Source organism: Kitasatospora misakiensis (genome assembly GCF_042656005.1).
Classification (GTDB): Bacteria; Actinomycetota; Actinomycetes; order Streptomycetales; family Streptomycetaceae; genus Kitasatospora; species Kitasatospora misakiensis.
In genome coordinates this window covers 174,808-200,267 of sequence record NZ_JBHSOF010000001.1, presented here as the reverse complement: position 1 = coordinate 200,267, position 25,460 = coordinate 174,808, and the positions used below count along the sequence as shown (strand labels likewise).

The 25,460-nt window shown below is 73.7% G+C and carries 22 protein-coding genes; 7 read left to right on the top strand and 15 right to left on the bottom strand.

Annotated elements, in window-relative coordinates; genetic code table 11:
- Positions 1-10: 10 nt before the first annotated feature.
- The 3 genes from ACFP3U_RS00745 to ACFP3U_RS00735 all read right to left on the bottom strand — a co-directional run bounded on the left by ACFP3U_RS00745 (position 11) and on the right by ACFP3U_RS00735 (position 3,818).
- Positions 11-1,324, bottom strand: coding sequence for an alpha/beta hydrolase family protein (locus ACFP3U_RS00745; RefSeq protein WP_380223063.1), 1,314 nt, complete (start codon positions 1,322-1,324; stop codon positions 11-13).
- A gap of 187 nt (positions 1,325-1,511) precedes the next feature.
- Entirely contained in the window at positions 1,512-2,723 is a 1,212-nt protein-coding gene (locus ACFP3U_RS00740; protein WP_380223061.1) for an acyl-CoA dehydrogenase family protein, read from the bottom strand.
- 3 nt (positions 2,724-2,726) lie between these two features.
- A complete protein-coding gene (locus ACFP3U_RS00735) occupies positions 2,727-3,818 on the bottom strand; it encodes a phosphotransferase family protein (RefSeq protein WP_380223060.1) in 1,092 nt (363 codons plus the stop codon).
- Between the two features lie 110 nt (positions 3,819-3,928).
- Here ACFP3U_RS00735 and ACFP3U_RS00730 point away from each other — a divergent pair, with 110 nt between their 5' ends.
- Positions 3,929-5,026 carry a hypothetical protein gene (locus ACFP3U_RS00730; protein WP_380223059.1) on the top strand — a complete coding sequence of 366 codons (1,098 nt, stop codon included), beginning with the start codon at positions 3,929-3,931 and terminating at the stop codon, positions 5,024-5,026.
- A 29-nt stretch (positions 5,027-5,055) separates the two neighbouring features.
- Here the strand turns inward: ACFP3U_RS00730 and ACFP3U_RS00725 are convergent, their stop codons facing one another.
- Both ACFP3U_RS00725 and ACFP3U_RS00720 read right to left on the bottom strand, forming a co-directional pair.
- Complete coding sequence (locus ACFP3U_RS00725; RefSeq protein WP_380223058.1) at positions 5,056-9,531, bottom strand: hypothetical protein; 4,476 nt, start codon at positions 9,529-9,531, stop codon at positions 5,056-5,058.
- A 7-nt stretch (positions 9,532-9,538) separates the two neighbouring features.
- Entirely contained in the window at positions 9,539-11,020 is a 1,482-nt protein-coding gene (locus ACFP3U_RS00720; RefSeq protein ID WP_380223057.1) for a lipase/acyltransferase domain-containing protein, read from the bottom strand.
- A gap of 171 nt (positions 11,021-11,191) precedes the next feature.
- On the opposite strand from ACFP3U_RS00720, the gene ACFP3U_RS00715 reads away from it, so the two are divergent.
- The gene (locus ACFP3U_RS00715) at positions 11,192-11,686 is read left to right on the top strand and encodes an HIT family protein (RefSeq protein WP_380223055.1); all 495 of its coding nucleotides are present in this window, start codon (positions 11,192-11,194) and stop codon (positions 11,684-11,686) included.
- Between the two features lie 13 nt (positions 11,687-11,699).
- Here the strand turns inward: ACFP3U_RS00715 and ACFP3U_RS00710 are convergent, their stop codons facing one another.
- Together ACFP3U_RS00710 and ACFP3U_RS00705 are read right to left on the bottom strand one after the other, a co-directional pair.
- Positions 11,700-12,116 (bottom strand): VOC family protein, encoded by a 417-nt coding sequence (locus ACFP3U_RS00710; RefSeq protein ID WP_380223054.1) that lies wholly within the window; start codon positions 12,114-12,116, stop codon positions 11,700-11,702.
- A gap of 10 nt (positions 12,117-12,126) precedes the next feature.
- Positions 12,127-12,546, bottom strand: coding sequence for a helix-turn-helix transcriptional regulator (locus tag ACFP3U_RS00705; protein WP_380223298.1), 420 nt, complete (start codon positions 12,544-12,546; stop codon positions 12,127-12,129).
- A gap of 61 nt (positions 12,547-12,607) precedes the next feature.
- Between ACFP3U_RS00705 and ACFP3U_RS00700 the strand changes: the two genes are divergently transcribed.
- Positions 12,608-13,132, top strand: coding sequence for a DUF2199 domain-containing protein (locus tag ACFP3U_RS00700; protein ID WP_380223053.1), 525 nt, complete (start codon positions 12,608-12,610; stop codon positions 13,130-13,132).
- A 34-nt stretch (positions 13,133-13,166) separates the two neighbouring features.
- On the opposite strand, the gene ACFP3U_RS00695 is transcribed toward ACFP3U_RS00700, so the two are convergent.
- From ACFP3U_RS00695 to ACFP3U_RS00680, 4 genes are all read right to left on the bottom strand, one after another.
- Entirely contained in the window at positions 13,167-14,066 is a 900-nt protein-coding gene (locus ACFP3U_RS00695; RefSeq protein ID WP_380223051.1) for a Gfo/Idh/MocA family protein, read from the bottom strand.
- 147 nt (positions 14,067-14,213) lie between these two features.
- Positions 14,214-14,879, bottom strand: coding sequence for a DedA family protein (locus tag ACFP3U_RS00690; protein ID WP_380223297.1), 666 nt, complete (start codon positions 14,877-14,879; stop codon positions 14,214-14,216).
- A gap of 287 nt (positions 14,880-15,166) precedes the next feature.
- Positions 15,167-16,000 carry a class I SAM-dependent methyltransferase gene (locus tag ACFP3U_RS00685; RefSeq protein ID WP_380223050.1) on the bottom strand — a complete coding sequence of 278 codons (834 nt, stop codon included), beginning with the start codon at positions 15,998-16,000 and terminating at the stop codon, positions 15,167-15,169.
- Positions 16,001-16,163: 163 nt separating this feature from the next.
- The gene (locus tag ACFP3U_RS00680; RefSeq protein WP_380223296.1) at positions 16,164-17,075 is read right to left on the bottom strand and encodes a spermidine synthase; all 912 of its coding nucleotides are present in this window, start codon (positions 17,073-17,075) and stop codon (positions 16,164-16,166) included.
- A 167-nt stretch (positions 17,076-17,242) separates the two neighbouring features.
- Between ACFP3U_RS00680 and ACFP3U_RS00675 the strand changes: the two genes are divergently transcribed.
- A complete protein-coding gene (locus tag ACFP3U_RS00675; RefSeq protein ID WP_380223049.1) occupies positions 17,243-18,202 on the top strand; it encodes an alpha/beta hydrolase in 960 nt (319 codons plus the stop codon).
- 143 nt (positions 18,203-18,345) lie between these two features.
- Positions 18,346-19,779 carry a selenium-binding protein SBP56-related protein gene (locus ACFP3U_RS00670; RefSeq protein WP_380223048.1) on the top strand — a complete coding sequence of 478 codons (1,434 nt, stop codon included), beginning with the start codon at positions 18,346-18,348 and terminating at the stop codon, positions 19,777-19,779.
- Positions 19,780-19,872: 93 nt separating this feature from the next.
- On the opposite strand, the gene ACFP3U_RS00665 is transcribed toward ACFP3U_RS00670, so the two are convergent.
- The gene (locus ACFP3U_RS00665; RefSeq protein WP_380223047.1) at positions 19,873-20,799 is read right to left on the bottom strand and encodes a helix-turn-helix domain-containing protein; all 927 of its coding nucleotides are present in this window, start codon (positions 20,797-20,799) and stop codon (positions 19,873-19,875) included.
- Between the two features lie 127 nt (positions 20,800-20,926).
- Here ACFP3U_RS00665 and ACFP3U_RS00660 point away from each other — a divergent pair, with 127 nt between their 5' ends.
- Positions 20,927-22,051 (top strand): NAD(P)-dependent alcohol dehydrogenase, encoded by a 1,125-nt coding sequence (locus ACFP3U_RS00660; RefSeq protein ID WP_380223046.1) that lies wholly within the window; start codon positions 20,927-20,929, stop codon positions 22,049-22,051.
- A gap of 163 nt (positions 22,052-22,214) precedes the next feature.
- Here ACFP3U_RS00660 and ACFP3U_RS00655 read toward each other — a convergent pair whose 3' ends face one another.
- From ACFP3U_RS00655 to ACFP3U_RS00645, 3 genes are all read right to left on the bottom strand, one after another.
- Positions 22,215-22,700: a DUF6114 domain-containing protein gene (locus ACFP3U_RS00655; RefSeq protein ID WP_380223045.1), complete on the bottom strand. Its 486-nt coding sequence runs from the start codon at positions 22,698-22,700 to the stop codon at positions 22,215-22,217.
- A gap of 2 nt (positions 22,701-22,702) precedes the next feature.
- Entirely contained in the window at positions 22,703-23,359 is a 657-nt protein-coding gene (locus ACFP3U_RS00650) for a DUF6230 family protein (RefSeq protein WP_380223044.1), read from the bottom strand.
- Between the two features lie 234 nt (positions 23,360-23,593).
- Positions 23,594-24,295: a TetR/AcrR family transcriptional regulator gene (locus tag ACFP3U_RS00645; protein ID WP_380223043.1), complete on the bottom strand. Its 702-nt coding sequence runs from the start codon at positions 24,293-24,295 to the stop codon at positions 23,594-23,596.
- 361 nt (positions 24,296-24,656) lie between these two features.
- On the opposite strand from ACFP3U_RS00645, the gene ACFP3U_RS00640 reads away from it, so the two are divergent.
- The gene (locus ACFP3U_RS00640) at positions 24,657-25,331 is read left to right on the top strand and encodes a Tat pathway signal sequence domain protein (protein WP_380223042.1); all 675 of its coding nucleotides are present in this window, start codon (positions 24,657-24,659) and stop codon (positions 25,329-25,331) included.
- Positions 25,332-25,460 lie beyond the last annotated feature (129 nt).

Genomic DNA, 25,460 nt, shown 5'->3' with positions numbered 1-25,460 from the left:
TGACGCTACGTCAGCTCTCGAAGCGCATCTCCGGGAAGCGCGACGAGGGCCCGTCCAGCAGGTGGTCGTCGTGGCCGCGCAGCCAGCGGTCGAGGAACGAGCCGACGTACGCGCGGGTGGCGAGCACCGCCCGCTCCGGCCGGACGTCGCCGACGTCGCCGCGCACGGCCTCCTCCGGCACGGCGCCCTGGCGGGCGAGCTGCGGCAGCAGCGACTGCGCGTCCGTGTACGAGCCGTGCCGGGAGCCGAGCAGGGTGACGTCCGCCTTCCAGCCGCGGGTGTGCTGCCAGAACGCCGCCCAGCCGGGCTGGCCGCGGTAGTCGCCGGAGTCCTCGCTCTGGGTGCCCATCAGCAGGAACGGGCGGTCCAGGCCCTCCTCGGCGACGCTGCTCAGCTGGACGCCGGTGCCGTCCGGGCCGGGGAAGTGCAGCTGGCCGTCCAGGTTGACGCCGGCCTTGATCCGGGGGTCGTCGTGCATCGCCTGGGCGGCCGTGAAGCCGCCGGCGGAGTGGCCGACCATGCCGATCCGGTCGAGGTCCAGCGAGCCGGCCAGGGCCGCCGGGAGCCGCCGGTCGGTGCGCAGCGCGGCCAGCTCGTCCAGGACGAAGCGGGTGTCGGCGACCCGGGTCGCCAGCGCCTTGCGGAGCAACGCGCCGATGTCCAGGCCGGGTTGGCCGGCCAGGGTGGGGAGCACCGAGGTGGCCAGCCGGCCGTCCGGGAAGGCCACCTCGGAGGCGTCGTAGGGGTGGTCGACGGTGACCACGAGGTAGCCGCGCGAGACGAGGTCCTCGACCAGGCCGGTCCCCCAGGTGCGGGGGTCGCCGAGCCCGGCCGAGTAGAGCACCACCGGGCGCGGCCGGGTGGCGGGCAGCGCCGGGGCGTCCCGCAGGGCGTGGGTGCGGACGCCGGACCAGTCGGTGCGGCCCGGGTCCGTCCGGTAGTTGAAGACACCGGCGCCGTCCGGGCCGCCGAAGTGCTCGGCGGCGGGCGGCTCCATGTAGCGGGCGCGCTCGTCGCCGTGGGCCGGGCGGGTGGCCGGGTACCAGAGGCTGATCATCAGCTCCCGGGCCCGCTCCGGCTGCCAGGGGTCCGGCCGGCCGCGGTCGACGAGGCGCAGCGCGGTGGTGCCGACCGCGTACGGGCCGGTGGGCTGCGGAAGTCCGGCCCGCGCCTGGCGTTCGGCGACCGCCGGGACCGCGGTGGCGGGGGCGACCGCCGCTCCGACGCCGCCCAGGACGGCGGTGGCGGCCAGGGCGACGGCGACGCCCGTCCGCAGACCCCGCCCGTGGTCCGCCGCACCCCACCCGTGCACCCGCTCGCGCATGTTCCCGACTCCCCGCGCCGTGTCGGCCCGCCGCCCTCCGGCCGGCCCGTACGGCGACAGTACGGGCCGGGACGGTGCGTGGACGTCATACCGCGGTGCCAACCCGCCGGGTGCTACCCGGGTATGACGCGGGCGGGGGTGTCGCACCGGGGTGCCAGGGAAGCGGGTGCCAGGGGTTGCTCGGCCGTCAGCGGTGGCGGCGCAGCTCCCGCCGGGCGAGCGAGCGCTTGTGCACCTCGTCCGGCCCGTCCGCGAGCCGGATCGTCCGGTTGAACGCCCACAGCTGGGCGAGCGGGGTGTCCTGGCTGACCCCGGCCGCGCCGTGCGCCTGGACGGCCTTGTCCAGGATCCACTCGACGGTACGCGGGGTGGCGATCTTGATGGCCTGGATCTCGGTGTGCGCGCCGCGGTTGCCGACGGTGTCCATCAGCCAGGCGGTCTTCAGCACCAGCAGCCGCAACTGCTCGATGCGGACCCGGGATTCGGCGATCCAGTCCTGGATCACGCCCTGGTCGGCGAGCGGCCCGCCGAACGCGACCCGGTCCAGGACGCGCCGGCAGGTCAGCTCCAGCGCCCGCTCGGCGATGCCGATGGCGCGCATGCAGTGGTGGATCCGGCCGGGGCCGAGCCGGGCCTGGGCGATGGCGAAGCCGGCGCCCTCCTCGCCGATGAGGTTCCCGACCGGGACGCGGACGTCCTCGAAGGTGATCTCGGCGTGGCCGCCGTGGTCGGCGTCGTCGTAGCCGAAGACGGTCATGCCGCGGCGCACGGTCACCCCGGGGGTGTCGCGCGGCACCAGGATCATGCTCTGCTGCCGGCGCGGTTCGGCGGCGGGGTCGGTCTTGCCCATCACGATGAGGATCCGGCACTCCGGGTTCATCGCGCCGCTGATGTACCACTTGCGGCCGTTGACCACGTACTCGTCGCCGTCGCGCTCGATCCGGGTGGCGATGTTGGTGGCGTCGGCGGAGGCGACGTCCGGTTCGGTCATCGCGAAGGCGGAGCGGATCCGCGCGTCGAGCAGCGGTTCGAGCCAGCGTTCGCGCTGCTCGGCGCTGCCGAACTCGGCGAGGAGCTCCATGTTCCCGGTGTCGGGGGCGGCGCAGTTGAGGGCGGGCGGGGCGAGGTGCGGGCTGCGGCCGGTGATCTCGGCGAGCGGCGCGTACTGGAGGTTGGTCAGTCCGGCGCCGTGCTCGCCGGGGAGGAAGAGGTTCCACAGCCCCTGCTTGCGCGCCTCCACCCGCAGGTCGGCGATGACCGCGGGGATCTTCCAGACCGGCCGCGCCGGGTCGGCGAGCTGGGCGGCCAGCACCGGCTCGGCGGGGTGGACGTGCTGTTCCATGAACTCCAGGAGCCGCTCGCGGAGTTCGAGGGTGCGCCGGTCGTAGGCGAAGTCCATCGGTCAGTGTCCCTTCAGCGTGGTGAGGCCGTGCTCGATGAGCACGGGCGCCATCGCGCCCGCCCGCTCGAAGCCGGAGCCGAGGGTCCGCCCCTGCCGGAACCGGTAGTGGATGCCCTCGGCGACGACGGCGAGCTTGTAGGAGGCGAAGGCGACGTACCAGTCGAGTTCGGCGGCGTCCCGCCCGGTCGATTCGGCGTAGCGGTCGACCAGTTCGGCGCTGCGCGGGAAGCCGGCGGCGGTCGCGGCGGACGGGATGAGGCCGCCGCCGACGCCGGCCAGCTCGGTGTACATCACCAGCAGCCCGACGTCGGTGAGCGGGTCGCCGAGCGTGGACATCTCCCAGTCGAGGACGGCGGCGATGACGTCCCGCCCGTCGCGCTCCCGCTCCCCGCGCTCCTGGAGCAGCACGTTGTCGAGCCGGTAGTCCCCGTGCACCAGCGCCGGGGCCGGGGAGGCGGGTCGGCGGGCGACGAGGAGTTCGTGCAGCCGGTCGATGCCGGGCAGCTCACGGCTCCGCGAGGCGTCCAACTGCGCCGACCAGCGCCGCAGTTGCCGGTCCAGATAGCCGTCCGGCCGGCCGAAGTCGGCGAGCCCGACGGCCGCCGGGTCGACCCGGTGGAGGGCCGCGAGGGTGTCCACCAAGGCCTCGCCGATCGCCCGCACCCGGCGCTCACCGAGGGCGGCGAACGCTGCGGCATCCCGGTGCACGACGCCGGGCACGTACGCCATCAGGTACCAGGGGGCGCCGAGCACCTCCGTACCGGGATCGAGGTGGACGGTGCCGGGCACCGGCACCCCGGTGTCGCGCAGCGCCGTCATCACCCGGTACTCGCGCCCCATGTCGTGCGCGGTGGCGAGCACGTGCCCGAGCGGGGGGCGGCGCAGCACCCAGTCCGTGACGCCGTCGGTGAGCCGGTAGCTGAGGTTGGAGCGGCCGCCCTCGATCAGCTCGGCGCGCAGCGGGCCGGCCACCGTACCGGGCAGGGCCCGCTCCAGACGGGCGCGCAACCGCTCCAGGTCCAGCCCCGGCGGGGCTACGGCCGAGGCCCCCAGCGTGTGCTCCGGCGCGTGCTCCGGTGTGCTCTCCGGCACGGGCACTCTCCCTTCGTCCGCCGACCGCGCCTTCGATGACTAAGCGCTTGCTCAGCATTCAGCCGACGGCGGTGCCCTGTCAATGCCGACGTGACGTCACAATGAGCGCCATGAGGTTGATCCACACCGTCGTCGGCGTGCTGCTCCTGCTGCTCACCATCGGCAGCATCCTGCGCACGCTCGTCGTCCCGCGCGGCCTGTACAGCTCCCTGGTGCACGGGCTCTGGCGGGCCCTGCGAACCACGCTGCGCCTCGCCGCCGCACCGTTCGGCACCTACCGGGCGCAGGACCGGGCCCAGACCTGGCTGGCCCCGCTGATGCTCACCGGCATGCTCGGCGTCTGGCTCGGCGGCATGCTGATCTCCTACACGCTGATACTGCACGGCACCTCGGAGCTGGACTGGGAGGTCGCCCTCCGGGAGGCCGGCTCCAGCCTCTTCACCCTCGGCTTCGCCAGCGGCGACCGGCTCCACCTCTCCCTGATCGACTTCGTCGCCGCCGCCAGCGGCCCCCTGGTGATCGCCCTCCAGATCGCCTACCTGCCCACCCTCTACGCCGCGTACAACCGGCGCGAACTGGAGGTGACCCTCCTCCAGTCCCGGGCCGGCGAGCCCGCCTGGGGCCCGGAACTGCTCGCCCGGCAGTCCCTGGTGGACACCGAGACGGCCCTCCCCCAGCTCTACCGGGACTGGGAACGCCTCGCCGCCGACCTCGGCGAGAGCCACTCCAACTACCCGGTGCTGATCTCCTTCCGCTCCCCGCAGCCCAACCGCAGCTGGGTGGTCGGGCTGATCGCCGTCATGGACGCCGCCGCCGTCCACCTGGCCATCTGCCCGCGCAGCGCCCCGCCCGAGGCCCGGCTGGTGCTCCGCGCCGGCTTCACCGCGCTGCGCGACATCGGGCGCTCGATGCGGGTCGGCTTCGACCCCGACCCGTCCCCGGACACCCCCATCCGGCTCGGCTACACCGAGTTCGACGCGGCCGTCTCCATGATCGCCGCCGCCGGCTTCCCGCACGAACGACCCGCCGCGGAGGCCTGGCCGCACTTCCAGGGCTGGCGGGTCAACTACGAACCGCTCGCCTACGAACTCGCCCGCCGCAGCGACGCCGTCCCCGCCCTGTGGACCGGCCCCCGCGACTTCCGCGCCCCGGTCATCCCCCCGGCCCGCCCCGCCGACCGCCGCCCACCGTCCGGGCACGGGGGGTGAGGTGGGGTGGGCACTGTGCTGGCGTTTCCCTACGGCTCGTCTCGGGCGCCCCGTTGAGCCTCCTCGGATTCGGCGTCCGCCGGGTGGTCGTACATCGAGGAGATGTCGAGGCAGAGGAAGCCGTCTTCGGTGCCCGCGATGAGGAGACCGTGGCCCGCTGTCAGGGAGTAGATCACTGAAGCCAGGGGTAGCGCGGTTCCCGTACCGGTGGCGGGGCCCCAGATCCGCACCGTCCCGTCATGGCCGGCCGAAGCGAGGCGAGGGGTGCCGTCGGGCGCGGCGAACACCGCCACCGCGTTCACCCGGTCGGTATGGCCGACGAGGGGCTCACCGATCTGGGTGCCGGTGGTGGGGTCCCAGATCCGCACCGTCCTGTCATCGCTTCCGGTGGCGAGGCGGGGGGTGCCGTCGGGCGCGGTGAACACCGCCACCGCGTTCACCCGGCCGGTGTGGCCGGTGAGGGGTTCGATGGTCTGGGTACCGCTGCTGGGGAACCAGATCCGCACCGTCCTGTCGACGCCTCCGGTGGCGAGGCGGGGGGTGCCGTCGAGAGCGGCGAACACCGCCACCGCGCTCACCGCTCCTTCGTGGCCGAAGATGAGCGCGCCGGTCTCGGTGCCGGTGGAGGGGTCCCAGATCCCCACCAACGATTCGTTGTTGGCCGAAGCGATGCGGGGGGTGCCGTCGGGCGCGGCGAACACCGCCACCTCGTACACCGCTCTTCCGTGGCCGGTGACGGGCTTGCCGATCTGGGTACCGGTGGCGGGATCCCAGATCCGCACCGATCCGTCATTTCCGCCCGAAGCGAGGCGGGGCGTGCCGTCGGGCGCGGCGAACACCGCCACCGCCAGCACATGGCCGGTGTGGCCGGTGAAGGGCTCGCCGATCTGGGTACCGGTGACGGGGTCCCAGATCCGCACCGACCCGTCGACGCCTCCGGTGGCGAGGCGAGCGGTGCCGTCCGGCGCGGCGAACACCACCACCGCGTACACCCGGCCGCTGTGGCCGGTGGGGGACTCACCGATCCGGGTCTGGGCGGCGGGGTCCCAGATCCGCACCGTTTTGTCGTCGCTTCCGGTGGCGAGGCGGGGGGTGCCGTCGGGCGCGGTGAACACCGCCATCGCGCCCACATTTCCGGTGTGGCCGGTGAAGGGCTCGCCGATCCGGGTACCGGTGGCGGGATCCCAGATCCACACCGTCCTACCGGTAGCCGAAGCGACGCGAGGGGTGCCGTCGGGCGCGGTGAACACCGCCACCGCGTACACCCAGCCGGGGTGGCCGATGAGGGGCTCACCGATCTGGGAGCCGGTGGCGGGGTCCCAGATCCGCACCGTCCCGTCACCGCCGCCGGTGGCGAGGCGGGGCGTGCCGTCGGGCGCGGCGAACACCGCAATCGCCAGCACCGATTCTTCGTGGCCGGTGAGGGGCTCGCCGATCTGGGTACCGGCGGCGGGATCCCAGATCTGCACCGACCCGTCATATCCGCCCGAAGCGATGCGAGGGGTGCCGTCGGGCTCGGTGAACACCGCCAACGCCCGCAGATAGCCGATGTAGCCGGTGAGGGGCTCGCCGATCTGGGTACCGGTGGCGGGGTCCCAGATCCGCACCGACCCGCCACCGCCTCCGGTGGCGAGGCGGGCGGTGCCGTCCGGCGCGGCGAACACCGCCACCGCCCGCACCCCGCGGATGTGGCTGATGTCGAACTCGCGGGTGTGGCCGGTGAGGGGCTCGCCGGCCTGGCTGCCGGTGGCGGGGTCCCAGATCCGCACTGTCCCATCGACGCCTCCGGTGGCGAGGCGGGGGGTGCCGTCCGGCGCGGCGAACACCGCCACCGCGTTCACCACGTTGGTGTGGCCGGTGAGGGGCTCGCCGGTCTGGCTGCCGGTGGCGGGGTCCCAGATCCGCACCGACCTATCGACGCCTCCGGTGGCGAGGCGAGGGGTGCCGTCGGGCGCGGCGAACACCGCGATCGCGCTCACCCAGCCGGGGTGACCGGTGAGTTGGAGGTGGAGCCGGCGCCGGCGGACGGAGCCCGTGACCAGGTCGGGGAGCCTTGTTCCGGGGCCCTGGAGGGCTGGTTCGCTGGGGGGCGGCGTGCCTTGGATGTAGGTGGTGCCGAGCCGGCGCGACCATCGGCGCCAGGCCGTGGCGGTGGCGGTCGGCTCATCGGGGATGGTGCTGCGGGCGTCGTGCTGGAGGAGGACGGTTCCGGCGATGGCGGGTGGCAGTGCTCCGGTGGGCAGGCCGTGGCCGAAGACGGCGGTGGTGATGCTGGTGAGGTCGAGCGTGTCCAGCACATCCGGGTTTTCGCCCAGCGCGTCGAGGGCTCCGGCGGAGTGGCCGAGGCGGGCGTGGGCGGCGAGGTGGTGGCGGATGTAGGGGCTGACGGCCGCCGGGGCCACATGGGGCCCGTCGCCGTCGTGGGTGTTCGACGGCCCCAAGGCCGAGGTGGCGTGGTGGATCAGTGCGGTGGTGACGGCGGCGTGGGCCCGGGCGGCGTCGGGTGCGGCGGTGAAGTGTTCGGTGAAGGTGCGGTGGGCGAGGCGGTAGACGCTCTGGTCGTGCTCCTGGTCGAGGGCGAGGTAGGGGGCGGCGTCGCGCAGCAGGCCGGGGATGGCGTTCCGGGTCTCGGTCGGGAGGGGCGCGAGGGCGTTCGCGATGGCGGCCCAGATGCCGTCCTGGTCGGGCAGGCCGCGGCCCTGGGCCAGGCCGAGGGCCTGGAGGAGGGGGGTGTAGCGGGGGTTGGTGCGGTGGAGGCGTTCAAGGGCGCGGGTGAAGAGCTCGCGGTGGGTTCGGCCGATCAGCGGTGTGGGGTCGTGGAGGAGGCGGGGGTCGTTGAGGAGTTCGTGGGCGGCGAGGCGGACGTAGAGGAACTGCTGCGGCTCGCCGTCGCCTCGCGGGTGGTCGACGACCAGGCGGTGGACCGCGGCGGTGATGTCGGTGTCGTCGGCGTCCAGGGTGCCGCGGTGCTTGGCCGCGGTGAGCTTGGTCCGCAGGTACCCGGCGAGGGCCTCCTGGTCCTGGCCGACCTCGACCACCTCCAGGCCCGCTACCCGGCTACATCCCAGGGGATGGGGCCGGGGCTGGAGGGCGTCGAGGAGGTCGGTGTCGGCGGGTGCGGGCCGGTCGGGTCCTTCGCGGGTGGAGCGGCGGGTGCCGACGACCAGGCGGATGCCTGGCACGGCGGCGAGGGGGCGGAGGAGGGTGTCGGCGATGATCAGGGGTTGTTCGGCTTCGTCGAGGGCGTCGAACAGCAGTGTCAACCGGGCCCGCCGGGCCCGCAGTTCGGTGATCAGGCGGCCGGTGAGGTCGGCGGCGGGCCCTCCCTCGGCGGCTTCCTGGGCCAGGTCGGGCAGGCCGGCCGCGTCGGCGATGAGCTGGACGGTGCGGTTGAGGGTGAGGCCCGCGAGGTGGGCGGTGAGGTCGAACGGGTCGTCGGGGCAGGGGGTTCCGGGCGGGAGCGCGTCCAGGTGCTCGTGGCGGACGAGCAGGTCGCGCAGCAGGCTGCTGGTGTGGAGGAGGACGTGGCCGAGGAGGGCCGACTTTCCGGCGCCGGCGGGGCCGGTGACGACGAGGGTGCCCTGGTGGATGGTGGTGAGCCAGCGCAGGATGTGGTCGCGCTGCACGGTGCGGCCGTGGAAGTACCAGGCGAGTTCGCCGAACTCGGCGCCGGAGGCCTTGGGCACGAAGTGGCGGCGCTCGTCGGGGGGCAACTGGTCGATGAAGGACCGGAGTTCGTCGAGCTGGTCGAACGGCGCGGAGACGGCGGAGGCGATGTCCTCGTCGAGGCGGACGAGTCGGTCGCGGTGGTCGTCGGCGCTGGTGCCGCTGTAGCCGCCCAGGTCACGGGCGAGCTCCTGGCCGAGCTCGACCAGCCCGACGGCCTTCCTCCCGCGGAAGGCGACGGTCAGGGCCCGCTGCAGGGCGTGGGTGAAGGCGCCGAGTTCGGCGTAGCCCTGGGCGGCGGTGGACAGCAGCAGGTACCGCTTGGCGGCGCGGTGTCGGCGCAGGAGCGCGAGGTGGACGTCCTGGGCGAACTCGTGGGAGAAGCAGGCGTCGAGGACGACGATCACCCAGGTGTGGGCGGCGTCGGGGTGGAGTTGGCGGCCGCCGATGGCGTGGGCGACCTCTTCGGGGAAGATGCCGTCGTCGATGGGGGCGGGGGTGCGGTGGTGGGCGAGGTGGTCGGCGCTGCCGTGGCCGGCCCAGTACAGCACCGAGTTGCCGTAGTGGGAGGCGGCGGGCCGCTTCCAGGTGCCGAGCCGGTCCTCGACCGCCTGGCGGTTCCGCTCGTGGCCGGGGACCGTCCACGGCCGGACGTGCGGGCCGAACGGGGCGAGCAGGTCCGCGATCGCCTTGACGTGCCGGTCGGTGTCGAGGTCGGGGTGGTGACGGTAGGCGGTGAAGTTCACCGGGAACAGCTCGACCCCGCCTCCGGTCTCCGCGTTCGGGCCGAAGGTGTCCGAGGTGTCCCAGGTGTCGGCCGGGGTGCCGGATGCGGTCATGGGCCGGCTACCGCCGCCCGGTGTCGGGCGGGCTGACGAGGACGAGCTGGGAGATCGGCGGATGGGTACCGGTGTCGAGGGTGACCCGGTACAGGTCCGGCGCGTCCGCCGTGAACCGGGCCGTCAGGGCGCCGTCCGCCCGGTCCGGGTCGCGGGTCAGGGTGAGGGGGTGGCCGGGGCGGCCGGTGGTGGCGGAGCGGACGCTCAGGGTCACCCCGGCCGGGGTGGCGAGGCCGGTGACCGCGAGGGCGAGCGGTTCGCCGAAGGTCCCGCCGAGCCGGGGCACGTCCAGGCCGGGCTGCGGACCGTCGCCGGCCAGGCGGCCGCCCGGCCGGCGCTCCAGGGCGATGTTGCGGACCTGGCGCAGGACTTCGTCGTGGCACGTCAGGGTGCCGTGCTGGCCGTGCACATAGGCGACGGCGCCGGTGCCGACCTGGGCGGAGGGGGTGTGGACGGTGCCGTCGCCGTAGGTGTTGCGGCGGGCGGGGATGCCGGTGGCCGGGTCGCGGAGGAGTTCGCCGTCGTCGTCGACGTCGAAGGCGTGCTGGCGCCCCACGACGACCGCGAGGCCGGCACGCTCCTGCTCGTCCAGGGTCTGCACGGTCGGCTGGGCCACGCCGACGATCGCCCGGTGCCCGGGCAGTTGGAACGGCTGCTCCCAGTGGCGGGTGTGCGCGGCGAGGGAGCGCGCCGCGAGGTCCGCGTCGCCGCCGAACCGGGCCACATCCGCCGGGGTGAGCCGTTCGACGTCGAGGCCGCGGTCCAGGCACCGGTAGCCGGGCAGCAGGTCGTACAGGCCCGGCAGCGTCGCCGCCATCGCCTGGACATGCCGCTGAAGCCATGCCGGCCTGGCGTCGGCGTGCAGGAGGTTGAGCGTCAGGACGGCACTCGCCGAACCGAGGAACGGCGTCCCCACGGTGATCACCGCCCGGGTGTCGGCCGCGAGTTCCGGGTCCTGCTCCAGTGCGGCCCGCACCACCAGGCCGCCCATCGAGTGCGCCACGAACAGCAGCCGCGGGGCCCGCTCCCCCGCCGCACGCCACCCGGGCTGGGCGGCGACCTGCTGCCGCCACCGCGTCAGGTGCGCGCGGGCCGCACGGGCCAGCACCGCCGCGTTGTAGGCGACGGCCAGCCGCCAGTCGTAGGGGAACGGCAGGACGGCTTCCCGCGCGAGGGTGACTCTCCGCAGCGCCGCGGTCAGCTCGGTGTACGGTTCCAGGCCCTCCAGCACGGGCAGCCACCACGGCTTCGACACCAGCCCGCTGGCCCGGATCCGGGCCAGCGGCGCCCTCCGGAAGGTGCCGGCGTCGGCGGCCCGCTCCTGCGCGTCGGCGTGCAGCGCGCCCAGGAAACCCCTGCCCAGCAGCGGGTTGGTGAGCATCGACAGGTCCGCGCCCCACAGCGGGCGGCCCGTCGCGGCGTCCTGAAGAACGCTTCCCATGATGCCCGGCACGACGACGCAGGCGTCCCGCATCCGGTCGTCGAACACCGGCGGATCCCCCGCGTACGGCATCGCGCGGCCTGCCCCGTCATTTCCCGCAACCCCCACCATGCCATCCGACAATAGGGGAGCACCCCCGTCCGGGCAGGAGCTTTGCCGAAGGACGAACCTTCCGCCGCACGCCGAGGGTCTTGATCATCGCCGGGTAGGTTCATCGTCATGACTGATGATTGGCGGACGGACAGGATCGGCAGCGCGCTGCGGGGAGAGAATCCCTCGGTGCTGAGGCGGCTCGGCGCGGGGTTCGCCGTGATCGGGGATGTCCAGTTCCTCCCCGGCTACTCGGTGCTCCTGACCGACGAGCCTGACGTGCAGCGGCTGTCGGACCTCCCTCGGGCGCAGCGGCTGGCGTTCCTGGCCGACATGGAGCGGCTGGGGGAGGCGGTCGAACGGGCGTGCCGACGGATGGATCCGGCTTTCCGGCGGGTCAACCTGGAGATCCTCGGCAACACCGACGGGTTCCTGCACGCGCACGTGTGGCCGCGGTACGAGTGGGAGTCCGCCGATCTTGTCGGCATGCCGGTCTGGCTGTATCCGCACGAGCGTTGGCGCGATGAGCAGTTCAGGCTCGGGTCGCAGCATGACGAGCTGAGGGAGGCGATCGGCGCCGAACTGGATCGGTTGGCTCACGACAGCGCGCAGTCCGTGAGCTGACCCGTGTCAGGATCTAGCCGGCCCTCCGCTGGGTGAAGCGCAGCATGTTGCCGGCCGGGTCGCGGAAGGCGCAGTCGCGTACCCCGTAGGGCTGGTCGATCGGCTCCTGCAGGACCTCGCCGCCCGCCGCGCGGATCCGCTCGAAGGTCGCGTCGCAGTCCTCGGTGGCGAAGATGACCGCCCGGAGGAGGCCCTTCGCCAGCAGTTCCGCCATGGCCTGGCGGTCGGCGGCCGAGGCGTTCGGGTCCGCCAGCGGGGGTTCGAGCACGATGTTCACGTCGGGCTGCGACGGGGCGCCGACCGTCACCCAGCGCATCCCCTCGAAGCCGACGTCGTTGCGCACCTCCAGACCGAGGACGTCCCGGTAGAAGGCGATCGCCTTGTCGTGGTCGTCGACGGCGATGAAGCACTGTGAAAGCGTGATGTCCATGCGCCTCACGCTACGACCGGGGCGGGAGTTCTGCTTCTCGGTTCCTGACCGGTCTGGTGTAGAGCTTCGCGTAGCAGGCCGGGATCGCCGCTCCGTCCTCGTGGCAGCGGGCCCGGTAGGCGCTCGGGCTCTCCCCGACCAGCTCGGTGAAGCGCGAACTGAACGACCCCAGCGAGGTGCAGCCCACCGCGAAGCACACCTCCGTGACCGACAGGTCGCCGCGCCGCAGCAGCGCCTTGGCCCGCTCGATCCGCCGGGTCATGAGGTAGCTGTAGGGCGTCTCCCCGAAGGCGGCCCGGAAGCTGCGCGAGAAGTGGCCCGGCGACATCAGCGCCACCCGCGCCAGCGCCGGCACGTCCAGCGGCAGCGCGTAGTCGCGGTCCACCGCGTCACGGGCCCTGCGCAGCCGGACGAGGTCCTCCAGGTTCACCCCTCCACCCTCGCACAGGGCGGCGACAGAGGACCTCACCAGCTCGTTTATGCTCATCGCCATGTCTGCCGCACACCCCCACGCCGATGCCCACGCCCACACCTGCGCCTGCTGCTCCGAGCCGCACGACGGCCCGCCGCTCTCCTACGGCGCCCCGGCGCCGGTGAACTGGAAGCCGCGCTACGCCCGGCGCAGGGACAGCGAGCTCACCCCCGACCAGTGCGTGATCAAGGACCGGGAGTTCTACGTCCACGGCCTGATCGAGATCCCGGTGCCGGAGCTCGGCGAGACCTTCTCCTGGGGTGTCTGGGTGTCGCTGAGCGAGCCGAACTTCGCGCGGATGCACGAGCTGTGGGAGGACCCGGCGCGGGAGCAGGAGCCGCCGTACTTCGGCTGGCTGGTCACCGAGCTGCCGGTCTACCCGCAGTCCACGCTGCTGCTCAAGACGCACGTGCGCACCCGGGCCGTCGGCCTGCGCCCCTTGATCGAACTGGAGCCCACCGACCACCCGCTCGCCGTGGAGCAGCGAGAGGGCATCACCGAGGCGCGGGTGCGCGCCTTCGCGGAGCAGTTGCTGGGCAGCTGACGGCCGGGCCGGGCCGTCAGCCGCCCGATCGCGCTCAGAGTTCGACGGCGGTGCCGGTGGCGAGGGAGCGCTCGGCGGCGGCCAGGATCTCGACGGTGCGCAGGCCGAAGGCGGCCGAGCAGGGGTGGGGCTCGCCGGTGCGGGCGGCGGTGGCCAGGGCGTCCAGCGCGCGGTGGAAGGCCGCGATCGGGCCCTCGCCGCGCTCCGGCAGGTGGACGGTGCCGGCCTCGCCGCGCAGCTCCATGCCGGTGCCGCCGCCGGAGACCGGGGTGGTCAGGCTCAGCGCCAGGGTGCTGGAGGCCCCGCCGGCGTGGCGCAGCACCAGGTGGACGGTGTCCAGCGGGCCGGGCACGGCGGTGACGGCGGTCGCGTCGCCGAGGACGGGGAGCAGCACCGAGAGCGCGTGCGGGCCGACGTCCCAGAGCGCGCCCTTGTCCTTGCGCCACTGCGAGGACGCGTACGCGCTGGTGGAGCCGGGGGCGAACACCGAGCCGAGCCAGTCCGAGCGGCCGGTGAACCAGCCGCCGACGGCGGCCTGCTCCTCGATCCACGGCAGCTGTTCACCGCCGAAGCGGACGGTGAAGAAGACCACGGAGGCCATCCGGTGCGCCTCCGCCGCCTCGACCACCCGGCGGGCGTCGGGGACGGTGAGCGCGACGGGCTTGTCGAGCAGCAGGTGGCAGCCGGCCTCGGCGGCGCGCACCGCGAGGTCCGCCTGCACGGTCGGGGGCAGGGCGATCGAGACGGCGTCGACCTCGCCGAGCAGCCGGTCGAGGTCGTCGTGGCCGGGGACGCCGTGCTGCGCGCCGAGCGCGGCGGCCGCCTCGGGGCGTCGGCCCCAGACGCCCGCGAACTCGAAGCCGGGGTGCTTCGCCAGGACGGGCGCGTGCACCCGCTCCGCCCAGGGGCCGGTGCCCAGGAGTCCGATCCGCATGGTGCTCCTACTTCTTCTCTGCGTGGTGGTTCGGTGTGCGTGTGTTCCGGTGAACGGTACGAGTGCGGTACGAGTGCGAACGCCGCTGCCCGGAGCGAGGTCCGGGCAGCGGCGGGCACGGAGGGGTCCGGCGGGACCCCGGCGGGGTCAGTCCGCGGCGGGCGCGGTGACCGTCGGGGTCGGGGCGGCCGCCTCCGCCGCCTCGTGGGCCTCCGCGGCCTTGGCGGCCCGGCGCTTCATGAACCAGGCCGAGAACGCGCCACCCGCGACGGCGACGAGCAGGCCGATCCAGGAGAACTTCGACAGCCACTGCTCGGCGACCTTGCCCACCTGGTAGACCAGCAGCGTCGTACCGCCGGCCCAGACGACGCCGCCGAGCACGTTGGCGATCAGGAACTTCCAGTACGGCATCTTCAGGGCGCCCGCCAGCGGGCCGGCGAAGATGCGCAGCAGCGCGATGAAGCGGCCGAAGAAGACCGCCCACATGCCCCACTTCTGGAAGGAGCGCTCGGCGCTGGCCAGGTGGCTGGGGCCGAAGTGCTTGGGGAACTTCCGCCCCAGCTTCTCGAAGAGCGGCTTGCCGCCCTTGCGGCCGATCGAGTAGCCGATCGAGTCACCGATGATCGCGCCGAGGATCGCGCAGACCGCCACCCAGAGCGGGCTCACCACGCCGCGCGCGGCCAGCAGCGCGGCGGAGACCAGGGCGATCTCGCCGGGGAGCGGTATACCCAGCGACTCCAGTCCGATGATCAGCGCAACCAGGGCGTACACCGCCACCGGCGGCACGCCCTCGATCCAGGCGTCGATGTGCAGCAAGGCCAGTACCTCCGTGGCAGGACGAGACTCGCGGCAGGCCCGCTCAGGTCCCCGATCAGGTCCCCGTGGCCGGCGCGCCCGGTCTCGACAGTCGTCCGAATGGCGGCACCAGGCCGCTCCCCGAGAGGGCAGCCTAACGTGCCGGGCGGCCTGTCCCCCCGGCCGATCACCCCTGCTTACGACGTGTGGCGGCATCCGGTGGTTCCGGGCGCCGCCGACATCCGTCCGTCACCCGCCGGCGGACCGGTTCTCCCTGCCGCTGTCGTCGTTCAGCGCGCCGTCGTTCAGCGCGCCGGTGCGGCGAAGTCCAGGACGGTGACCGACGGGCGGCGGGTGGCGAGGGGCGGGGCGGTCAGGGCGAACGGCAGCAGGGCGCCCAGCAGGCCGCGGGCGGCGGCGGGGCGGACGTCGCGGACGGCGGCGACCGCCGGGCTCGCGGTGCGGAGCTTGTCGCGCTCGCGGGCGTCCATCGCCCACGGCATGGCGGGTGCCTGGTAGGTGGCGGTGCGCATCCTCCCGGTCCGGGTGAGGCGGGCGAACCAGCGCGGCACGGCGTCCAGGACCAGCGAGCCGCCCGGGAAGCGGTCCGCGCAGTCCGCGATCAGGGCCTTCACCCGGTCCGGCGGGAGGTACATCAGCAGGCCCTCGGCGGTGATCAGCACGGCGCGGTCGCGGTCCACCTCGTCGGCCCAGGCGGCCAGGTCGGTGGCGTCGGCGGCCAGGTAGCGCTGCCGGGGGCCGGGCGGCAGGAGCTCCTCGCGCAGGGCCACCGCCTCGGGGAGGTCGACGGTGAGCCAGTGGGCCCGGCCGTTGTCGACCCGCCAGTACTGCGTCTCCAGGCCCTCGCCGAGGCAGACGACCGTGCCGCGGGGCTCGCGGGCCAGGAAGTCGGACACCTCGCGGTCGAAGCAGCCCACCCGCAGCGCCTGGAGCTGAGACTGGAAGCCGCTCGTGCCGAAACGCTCGGCGAAGGGGTAGTCGATCCGGTCGACCAGCTCGACGGCCTTGGGGTCGTGGAGCAGCGCGTCCGGCCGGCGGGCCTCGACGGCCCGCTGCCAGAGGGTCCACAGCATTGTCTCGGGCACCGCCGCCAGGTCCGGTCGCGCCGCGCTGCTCATCTCTCGTTCACTCCCTCGGTGGTGGGCGTCCCGCAGGGACCCGCCGATTCTGACACCGCCGGGGGCGTGAACCGGGCGCGTGGCGGCCCGGCGCGCCGAGGCGCGCTCCCGCGCGCGGGTCACGCGAGGGCCGCGGGCGGGTCACGCCCGCCTCAGCCGAGGATCAGCCGACGCTGAACGCGCCGTCCGGCGGGGGCGGGGAGTCGGTGGCGGTGGCGTCGGTGACCGGCGCGGTGCGGGCGGTGAAGGCGGCGAGGTCGGCGCCCTCGGTCAGCCGGGCCGGGAAGATGTCCCCGGCCAGCCGCCGGGCGAGGTCCGCCACCGGCAGCGGGCCGGCCGAGCCGACCAGCAGGATGTTCCCGTACCGCCGTCCGCGCAGCACCGGCGCCTCGGCGATCAGACAGGTCTGCGGGAAGACCGCGCGCAGCGTCGCCGCCTGGGCGCGGGCGAAGGCGAGCGGCGGACCGTCGGCGAGGTTCGCCGCGTAGCAGCCGCCGGGGCGCAGCGCCGCCGCGGCCAGTCGCAGGAACTCCACCGAGGTCAGGTGCCCGGGGGTGCGCGAGCCGTGGAAGACGTCCGCGACGACGAGGTCGAGGGTGCCGGGCGCGGTCCGCGCGACGGCGGCGAGGGCGTCACGGGCGTCCCCCACCTCGGCGGTGATGTCGACGCCGGGCCCCTGCCAGGGGAGGTGCTGCTCGACCAGGTCGAGCAGCGGGCCGTCCACCTCGACCACCCGCTGGCGCGAGCCGGGGCGGGTGGCGGCCAGGTAGCGGGGCACGGTCAGCGCGCCGCCGCCGAGGTGAAGGGCGTCGACCGGGCGGCCGGGCCCGTCGAGCGCGTCGACGAGGTGGCCGAGGCGCTGGACGTACTCGAACTCCAGGTGGGTCGGGTCGCCGAGGTCGACGTAGGACTGCGGGGTGTCGTCCAGGGTCAGCAGCCAGCCGCCGTCGTGGTCGACGTCGGGGAGCAGCTTCGCCCGCCCGAGGTCGGTCTGCCGCAGCACCGGGACGGGTTCGTCGACCGGGTGGTCCTCGGGTGCGGTAGAAGGCGTGGGCGGGGTAGCCGGGTCGGGCATCTCGGGCATGTCGGCAGCATAGGCGCCCGGCCCGAGTCGCCGTCACGCCCTAGGCTACTGGCCGGTATGGTCAGAGGTCCGGGCCGGTGGGGTCCGGGCCGGTGAGGTCCGGGCCGGTGAGGTCCCGAGGATCCGGGAATCCGAGCAGAGATTGGGTGCGAGTGGCCATGGAGTTCCGCGAAGACATCCTGGGTGCCCCCTACGAGGCGGCCGAGCTGCCGCTCCGTCCGGACGAGGAGGGCGAGGTCTCGGCGACGCTGGTCCGCCGGCTGGTCCCCGGGTCGGACCGGGCCGTCCTCTACATCCACGGCTACAACGACTACTGGTTCCAGACCCACCTCGCCGACCACTACGTCGCCGCCGGCTTCTCCTTCTACGCCGTCGACCTGCGCAAGTACGGCCGCTCGCTGCGCCCGCACCACTCGCCGAACTTCGTCCGCGACCTCTCGGCCCACGACGAGGAGCTGGACGAGGCGGTCCGGATCATCCGCGAGGAGGACGGCCACACCAAGCTGCTGGTCAACGGCCACTCCACCGGCGGGCTGATCGCCGCCCTGTGGGCGGGCCGCCGCACCGGGCGGGGCCTGATCGACGCCCTGTTCCTCAACAGCCCGTTCCTCACCATGCCGGCCGCCCCCGCCGTACGCACCCTCGGCGCCCCGGCCCTGGAGGCGATCGCCCGGCTCGCGCCCACCCGCGTCCTGCCGTCCGCGCTCAACCCGCACTACGTGCACAGCATCCACCGGGACTTCCGCGGCGAGTGGGACTTCGACCTCAAGCTCAAGCCCGCCGAGGGTGTGCCGCTGTTCGCCGGCTGGCTGGCCGCCGTCCAGCGCGGGCACCGGCAGGTCCGGCGCGGGCTCGGCATCGACGTGCCGGTGCTGCTGATGGCCTCCACCGCCTCGATCTCCACCACCCGCTGGCAGGCCGCCCTGCACCACGCGGACGCCGTCCTGCGCGCCGACGACATCGCGGCCGCCGGGCCGCACCTGGGCCGCCATGTGACGATCGTCCGGATCAAGGGCGGCATGCACGACCTCGTCCTGTCCGGCGAGACCGCCCGCACCCAGGTGTTCGCCGAACTCGACCGCTGGATCGGCGCGTACTTCCCGCTCACGGTGAGCTAGACCTTCTCTTCAGGGGGCCGGGGGCGCACCGCCCCCGGCGCCCTGCCCGCTCCCCGTGCGCCTGCTGTGCGCCCGCGAGTCTGTGGAAGGCTACCCGGGCCCTTGTCACTTACCTTGCCGAACAGGCGAGTTGAGGAGCCAGCATGCCGCACGGACACGGCCCGCAGACCGACCGGCAGTCCGGCCACAGCGATCCCTCGCTGTACCGCACGCCCGCCGAGGCGATCGCCGCCCCGCCGGAGAAGCTCGCGTACGTCGCCGGGTTCGACCGGTCGGCGCGGCGGCCGGACGCGCTGATCACCGTCGACACCGACCCGGCGTCGCCGAGCTACGGGCGCGTGCTCAACTTCACCGACATGCCCGGCCTGGGCGACGAGTTGCACCACTTCGGCTGGAACGCCTGCTCCAGCGCCCTCGCCCACGCCTGCCACGACAGCCCCGAACGGCGCTACCTGCTGCTGCCCGGCCTGCGGTCGTCCCGGCTGCACGTCCTGGACACCCGGCCCGACCCGGTCCGGCCCAGACTGGTGAAGACCGTGGAGGCGGCGGAGCTGGCGGCGCGGTCCGGGTACTCGCGCCCGCACACCCTGCACTGCGGGCCGGAGGGCGTCTTCCTCTCCTGCCTGGGCGCGGCGACGGGCGGCGACGGCCCCGGCGGGGTCGCCCTGCTCGACCACACCACCTTCGACGTGCTGCGCCCCTGGGAGACCGAGCGCGGGTCGCAGAACTTCTCCTACGACGTGTGGTGGCACCTGGGCAGCAACGTGGGCGTGACCAGCGAGTGGGGCACCCCGTGGATGGTCGAGGACGGTGTGGTGCCGGAGCTGCTGCTCGGCCGCAAGTACGGGCACGCGCTGCACTTCTGGGAGCTGGACTCGGGGCGGCACCTGCAGCGGATCGACCTCGGCGACCAGTACCAGATGGTGCTGGAGCTGCGCCCGGCCCACGACCCGGAGGCCGAGTGGGGCTTCGCCGGGGTGGTCACCAATGTGGAGGACCTCTCGGCCTCGGTCTGGCTCTGGTACCGGCAGGGCGAGGCGTTCACCGCGCGCAAGGTGATCGAGATACCCGCCGAACCGGCGAAGGCCGAGGACCTGCCGCCCGTCCTCCAGCCGTTCGGCGCCGTGCCGCCGCTGATCACCGACATCAACCTGTCGGTGGACGACCGCTGGCTGTACGTCTCGGCCTGGGGCACCGGCGAGTTGCTCCAGTACGACGTGTCGGACCCGTTCCGCCCGCTGCTCACCGCCTCGGTGCGGCTCGGCGGGGTGGCGGCCCGGACGCCGCACCCGGCGGAGCCGGGCCGTCCGCTGAGCGGCGCGCCGCAGATGGTCGAGATCAGCCGGGACGGGCGGCGGCTCTACCTGACCAACTCGCTGTACGGGGCGTGGGACGACCAGTTCTACCCGGACGGCATCGAGCCGTGGATCGTCAAGCTGGACGCCGATCCGGAGGCGGGCGGGATGACCGTCGACCCGCGGTTCTTCCCGCACGGCGCGGACTTCCGGGGGCTGCGGGTGCACCAGACGCACCTGGCGGGCGGTGACGCGTCCTCGGACTCGTACTGCTACCGGTAGTCGGGACGGTCCGGGCCGCCCGGCGGCGGTCGCCGCGGGCGGCCCGGGGCGCGGGGCTCGGGTGGTCGGGGGCGCTGGTGGTCGGGGGTGTGCTCAGGACCCGAAGTCCGGCTGGGGCGCGGACTCCGGTACGGCCGACGGCTCCCCGTCGCCGGCGGGGCCGGTGGGGACGGTGGGACCGGTGGCGATCCAACTGGCCAGCAGGCGCAGCGACTCGGCCGAGGACGAGCCCGGCGCGGCGTGGTAGGTGACCAGGACCTGGTCCGGGTCGCCGGACGGACGGAAGGTCTCGTAGCGAAGAGTCAGCCCACCGACCACCGGATGGTGCAGTTCCTTGACACCGTGGCCCTTGTCGAGGACGTCGTGCGCGGCCCACAGCCGCCGGAAGTCCGCGCTCTTGACCGAGAGTTCACCGATCAGCGAGGCCAGCCGGGGGTCGTCGGGATCGCGGCCCGCGTCGAGCCGGAGCATCCCCACCAGATCGTTCGCCTTGCCCTCCCAGTCCTGGTACAGCTCCCGGGCGGCCGGGTCGAGGAAGACCTGCCAGGCGATGTTCCGCTGCTCCGGCGGCAGCGCGGCGATGTCGCCGATCACGGAGTTCCCGAGACGGTTCCAGGCGAGCACGTCGAGCCGCCGCCCGAGGACGTAGGCCGGGACGCCCTCCATCACGTCCAACAGCTGCTGCAGCTCGGGCCGGACCTGCTGCGGACGCACCGCACGGACCCGTCCGGGGCGGCGGCGCACGGGTCCGGTGAGGCGGCGCAGGTGCTCGTGCTCGGCGGCGTCGAGCCGCAGGGCGCGGGCGACGGCGTCCAGCACGGCCGACGAGACGCTCTCGCCGTGCCCCTGTTCCAGCCGGACGTAGTACGCGGTGCTCACCCCGGCCAGTTGGGCCAGTTCCTCGCGGCGCAGCCCGGGCACCCGCCGCCGTCCGCCGTAGTCGGGCAGCCCGACGTCGGCCGGCCGCAGCCGGGCCCGCCGGGAGCGCAGGAATTCGCTGAGCTCGGTGCGCTGATCCATACCAGCAGTATGGGCCCGCGCTCCGGGGCGGACCGGCGCCGAGGGTGATACTGCGTGTAGTAGGAACGGGAAACGTACGACCGTTGCTGACCTGGCTGGCCGTGCCCGCAGCGCCGAGCCTTGAGCCATGACGAACACGACGCTCACCGACATCGCTGACATCACCGACACCACCGACACCACCGACACTGCCGACTCCACCGCCGCCGGCCGGATCGCGGTGTACGCCGCCGCCACCCCGGGTGCCCCGCTGGAGCGGACCACCGTGCCCCGCCGGGCGCTCGGCCCGCACGACGTGCTGATCGACGTCAAGTACGCGGGCATCTGCCACTCCGACATCCACCAGGTCGGCGAGGACTGGGGCCCGGGGATCTTCCCGATGGTGCCGGGCCACGAGATCGCCGGGGTGGTCGCGGCCGTCGGCTCCGAGGTCTCCCGGTGGTCGGCCGGCGACCGGGTCGGCGTCGGCTGCTTCGTCGACACCTGCCGGACGTGCGACAACTGCCGCGCGGGGCTCCAGCAGTACTGCACGGGCGAGGGCGGGGTGGTGTTCACCTACAACTCCGTCGGCCGGGACGGCACGCCGACGTACGGCGGGTACGCCCGACAGCTGGTGGTGGACGAGGGCTACGCCCTGCGCATCCCCGACGCGCTGCCGCTGGACGTCGCGGCGCCGCTGCTCTGCGCGGGCATCACGCTGTACTCGCCGCTCACCCACTGGGGGGCCGGTCCGGGCCGGAAGGTCGCCGTCGTCGGGCTCGGCGGGCTCGGCCACCTGGGCGTGAAGATCGCCCGGGCCAAGGGGGCCGAGGTCACCGTGCTCAGCCAGTCGCTGAGCAAGCGCGAGGACGGGCTGCGGCTCGGCGCCCACGACTACCGCGCCACCTCCGACCCGGCGACGTTCACGGAGCTGGCCGGCCGGTTCGACCTCGTCGTGAACACCGTCTCGGCGGACCTCGACCTCAGCGCCTACCTGGGGCTGCTGCGCACCGACGGCACGATGGTCCAGCTCGGCGCGCCGGAGAAGCCCGTCACCGTGGGCGCGCACTCGCTGCTCAACGGTCGGAAGTCGATCGCGGGCTCGATGATCGGTGGCCTGCCGGAGACCCAGGAGATGCTGGACTTCTGCGCCGAGCACGGGATCGGCGCGGAGATCGAGCTGATCTCCGCCGACCGGATCAACGAGGCCTACGCGCGGGTGCTGAAGAGCGATGTGCGCTACCGCTTCGTCATCGACGCGGCGACCATCTGACCCGGTGCCCGTGCGACGCACGGTCGCCGGGCGCCGGCCCCCCGGCCGGTGCGACGCCCCGTCCCCGGTGCTCTCCCAACGCCGGGGGCGGGGCGCCGGCTTCGGGGCCGGTGCTGGTGCCGGTGCCGGTCTCTCGGTGCCGGTCTCGGTGTCGGACCGGGCCTCAGACGCCGGCCGGGTCGGCGGCCTTGTGCCGGGCCCGGCCCCGGCGCAGCCACCGGCGGCGCGGGGGCTGGTCGGGCAGCCAGCCGAAGGCGAGGCAGCTGCCGACCACGCCGAACAGCATCCCGAGTAGGAAGCCGCCGAGATTGGAGGTGAGCCAACTGCCCAGCGACGCCAGCACGGCGATGATCGAGTAGAACAGCCGCTGGGCCGGGTTGAAGAGGATCAGCAGGCCGCAGATCACCATGACCGACGGGACGAGGTAGCCGGCCAGCCCCTGGATCCCGATGTGCAGGACGACGGGCAACGGGGCGCGCAGCGTGAAGAGGATCTCCGCGCCGCCGAACAGGACGAGCGTGCCGCCCCAGAACGGCCGCCGGCCCCGCCAGCCGCGCCAGGACCCCCGGGTCCGGGCAGCCTCGCCGGCCGCATCCGGCTTCGACTCGGGCGCGGGCTCGGGCTCGGTCTCGGTCTCGGGCGCGGCCACCGTCAGCAGCCCTCGGAGCTGAAGCTCAGCCGGAGGTTGGGCAGTTTGAAGGCCCCGGCGGTGGTGGCGTAGTTGTGCTGCCGGAGGTTGCGGATCTTGACCGTGTCGGCCTGCTGGCCGAAGACCCCGGGCAGGCCCTGGACACCGGCCTTGGTGTAGGTGCTCGCGTCGCCGCCGATCTCGATGTTCTTGAACTCCGCGTCGCCGGAGAGCAGATCGGAGTCGGTGGTGAGGTCGGTGGCGGTGACGGGCGTCCCGGCGTCGCCGGCCTTGATCAGCAGGTTGATGCCGCCGAGATCGACGCTCTGGCACAGCTTGGTGAGCGAGGCCTCCTTGATCGCGGAGACCGCGACGAGCACCTGGCCGCCGGTGTCGCCGCTGTTGGGGCTGCCCTCGATCATGTGGTCCAGGCTGCCGAACTGCTCGAAGCCGACGCCGTCCAGGCTGTCGGCGGTGACGACGAACGGCATGCCGGAGATGGCGAACTGGGCGGCGAGCACGCCCTGGGCGGTCAGGGTCATCAGTACGGCGCCGGCGACGACGGCGGGTACGGCCATCAGCGCGGTGCGCTTCAGCCGGACCCGGCCTCGCGCCTGGGCGGGTGACTCGGGAGTCGCGGTGCTCCCGGTCGGGTGGGCGGCGTCCTCGGACGTGGCCATGTGTGCTCCCTCGGGTGGTGGGGACGGGCAGGCACTGGCACGTTGTCCTGGCGCGGACAGCGTTCCGCGGCACGACCGGACTGGTCCGCCCCGTGGCAGCGGGGCGGACCGGTCGGACCACGGTGGGTAACTGGGAAGCTACTGCCGAGTATTGGGCGGGTCAATACGGGTGCACGAAGGATCATCGTCCGCTCGGGCACGGCGTCCTGAACGGCATCCCGACCCGGGTACGTCCTAGGCCAGACGGCGCGCCGCCTCGGCCGGGCCGAGGAAGGGCGCCAGGCAGAACAGGCTCAAGGTCGCTAGCAGGTCAGGGAGTTCGGCGGTCCGGTCGGTGTCGATACAGCGCTGCAGGGTGCAGTAGACGCCGCCGACCACCGCGTCGATCATCGCCTCGGCCGCCACCCCGTCCGGGAGTTCGGGGATCTCCGCGAAGAACGCCCGGAAGCGGGTGAGGAGTTGATCGCGCTCCTGGCGTCCGGCCGGGCCGACCGCGTCCAGTTCGATGACCGCCATGGTCGCGAACGCGGGGACCCCGGCCAGCAGGACGAGCATCGCGCGCAGCGCCTCGCGGATGCCGGTGCACCAGTCCGGCGAGGCCGCGAACGCCCTCGCCATCCGCCGGATCACCACCCCGGTGCCGTGCCGGTGGGCGGCCAGGAAGGCGTCCTCCTTGCCGGTGAACAGCTCGTAGAAGACCGGCCTGGTCACCCCGGCGGCGCGACAGATGTCGCTCACCGTGGCGCGCTGGTAGCCGTGTTGCGCCACGGTGTGCACCAGACCGTCGAGCAGGCGCTCCCGCTGGGTCGCGGCGACCACCCCCGGCGGCAGCCGGCTCGGGCCGCGTTTGATCGAGCGGGCCGGGTCGCGCCCGGTGCGCGCACCGGGGATCAGGACCACGTCCGCGTTCGCCCGGACCTCCGGCTCCATCGCCATCCTCCGCCACCAACTCCCGTGCTTTGTCTTGACATTGACGCGGCATCCGGTTTACAACACTGGCGGGTTTCCAATCTGCGGCCGAGTCCCCCGGAAGCCCGCACGCGTTCCGACCGCTCAGTATGGCGAACGCATCCCCGACGGTGGCAGCCGCCGACGTGCACCCGGCACCGCACACGGTACGGGCGGGCCCGTGGCGCCGGGCCCGCCGAGTCGCCGTTCGCGACGCCCCACCCAGCCCCACTCCGTACCGCCCCGCCCCGCCCCCGTCCCGGTCGGGCCGCGGCCGACGACGCCGCGCGCTCCCCCACACCGACCGCAGCGACTCCCCCACCCGATTCGCCCGGAGAGGCACACCCTCATGCGCATCCGCCGTACCCTCGGAGCCACCGCCCTCGCCGCCGCCGCGGTGCTGGCCCCCGGCACCATGACCCCCGCCCAGGCCGCCGGCTCCGCCGTGCTCACCCACACCGCCGTCGGCGGACCGGACATCGCCGTCGGCGACGTGCTCACCGCCGACCTGGTGGCCGGCGGCTACGCCACCTTCTACTCCAGCGCCACCGGGACGAGCGGCATCAAGTGCGCCGCCTCCTCCTTCTCCGCCACCGTGACCAGCAACCCGGCCGCGCCCGGCGTGGCGACCGAGCAGCTCAACACCCAGACCTTCGGCTCCTGTACCGCCAACGTGATCGGCGTGACCAGCGTGCAGAGCATCACCGTCAACAACCTCCCCTACACCAACTCGGTCAGTGACGCGCCGGGCAACCCGGTCTCGCTCGACCCCACCGCCGCCGGGCCGCTCCAGACCACCGTGGTGCTGAAGACCATCCTCGGCACCATCACCTGCGTCTACCGGGCCTCCGCCGGGATCAGCGGCACCACCGGCAACGTCGGCCAGACCATCGGCTTCAACGCCCAGGCGCTCCCGAAGGTCTCCGGCCCCAGCACCTGCTTCTCCACCGGGTACTTCAGCGCCACCTACGGCCCGGTGAAGGACAGCTCGGTGGCCGGAAGCCCGCACGTCTACGTCAACTGACCGCTCCCGCCTCCGGGCAATGCCGCACCCGGCGCCGGGTGCGGCATTGCCCGGGGCAGCGAAGTCACCCACGGCTGAAGTGACCCGCGGGTAGGGTGCTGGCGACAGACACCGGACCACGGGGATGCG

Coding starts and splice junctions, on each gene's coding strand:
- ACFP3U_RS00740 (WP_380223061.1), bottom strand. CDS start 2,723: ATGGACTTCGCCTACGACCGGCGCACCCTCGAACTCCGCGAGCGGCTC.
- ACFP3U_RS00675 (WP_380223049.1), top strand. CDS start 17,243: ATGGAGTTCCGCGAAGACATCCTGGGTGCCCCCTACGAGGCGGCCGAG.
- ACFP3U_RS00730 (WP_380223059.1), top strand. CDS start 3,929: ATGAGGTTGATCCACACCGTCGTCGGCGTGCTGCTCCTGCTGCTCACC.
- ACFP3U_RS00700 (WP_380223053.1), top strand. CDS start 12,608: ATGTCTGCCGCACACCCCCACGCCGATGCCCACGCCCACACCTGCGCC.
- ACFP3U_RS00710 (WP_380223054.1), bottom strand. CDS start 12,116: ATGGACATCACGCTTTCACAGTGCTTCATCGCCGTCGACGACCACGAC.
- ACFP3U_RS00645 (WP_380223043.1), bottom strand. CDS start 24,295: ATGGCGATGGAGCCGGAGGTCCGGGCGAACGCGGACGTGGTCCTGATC.
- ACFP3U_RS00670 (WP_380223048.1), top strand. CDS start 18,346: ATGCCGCACGGACACGGCCCGCAGACCGACCGGCAGTCCGGCCACAGC.
- ACFP3U_RS00715 (WP_380223055.1), top strand. CDS start 11,192: ATGACTGATGATTGGCGGACGGACAGGATCGGCAGCGCGCTGCGGGGA.
- ACFP3U_RS00745 (WP_380223063.1), bottom strand. CDS start 1,324: ATGCGCGAGCGGGTGCACGGGTGGGGTGCGGCGGACCACGGGCGGGGT.
- ACFP3U_RS00640 (WP_380223042.1), top strand. CDS start 24,657: ATGCGCATCCGCCGTACCCTCGGAGCCACCGCCCTCGCCGCCGCCGCG.
- ACFP3U_RS00685 (WP_380223050.1), bottom strand. CDS start 16,000: ATGAGCAGCGCGGCGCGACCGGACCTGGCGGCGGTGCCCGAGACAATG.
- ACFP3U_RS00660 (WP_380223046.1), top strand. CDS start 20,927: ATGACGAACACGACGCTCACCGACATCGCTGACATCACCGACACCACC.
- ACFP3U_RS00725 (WP_380223058.1), bottom strand. CDS start 9,531: ATGACCGCATCCGGCACCCCGGCCGACACCTGGGACACCTCGGACACC.
- ACFP3U_RS00680 (WP_380223296.1), bottom strand. CDS start 17,075: ATGCCCGACCCGGCTACCCCGCCCACGCCTTCTACCGCACCCGAGGAC.
- ACFP3U_RS00650 (WP_380223044.1), bottom strand. CDS start 23,359: ATGGCCACGTCCGAGGACGCCGCCCACCCGACCGGGAGCACCGCGACT.
- ACFP3U_RS00665 (WP_380223047.1), bottom strand. CDS start 20,799: ATGGATCAGCGCACCGAGCTCAGCGAATTCCTGCGCTCCCGGCGGGCC.
- ACFP3U_RS00695 (WP_380223051.1), bottom strand. CDS start 14,066: ATGCGGATCGGACTCCTGGGCACCGGCCCCTGGGCGGAGCGGGTGCAC.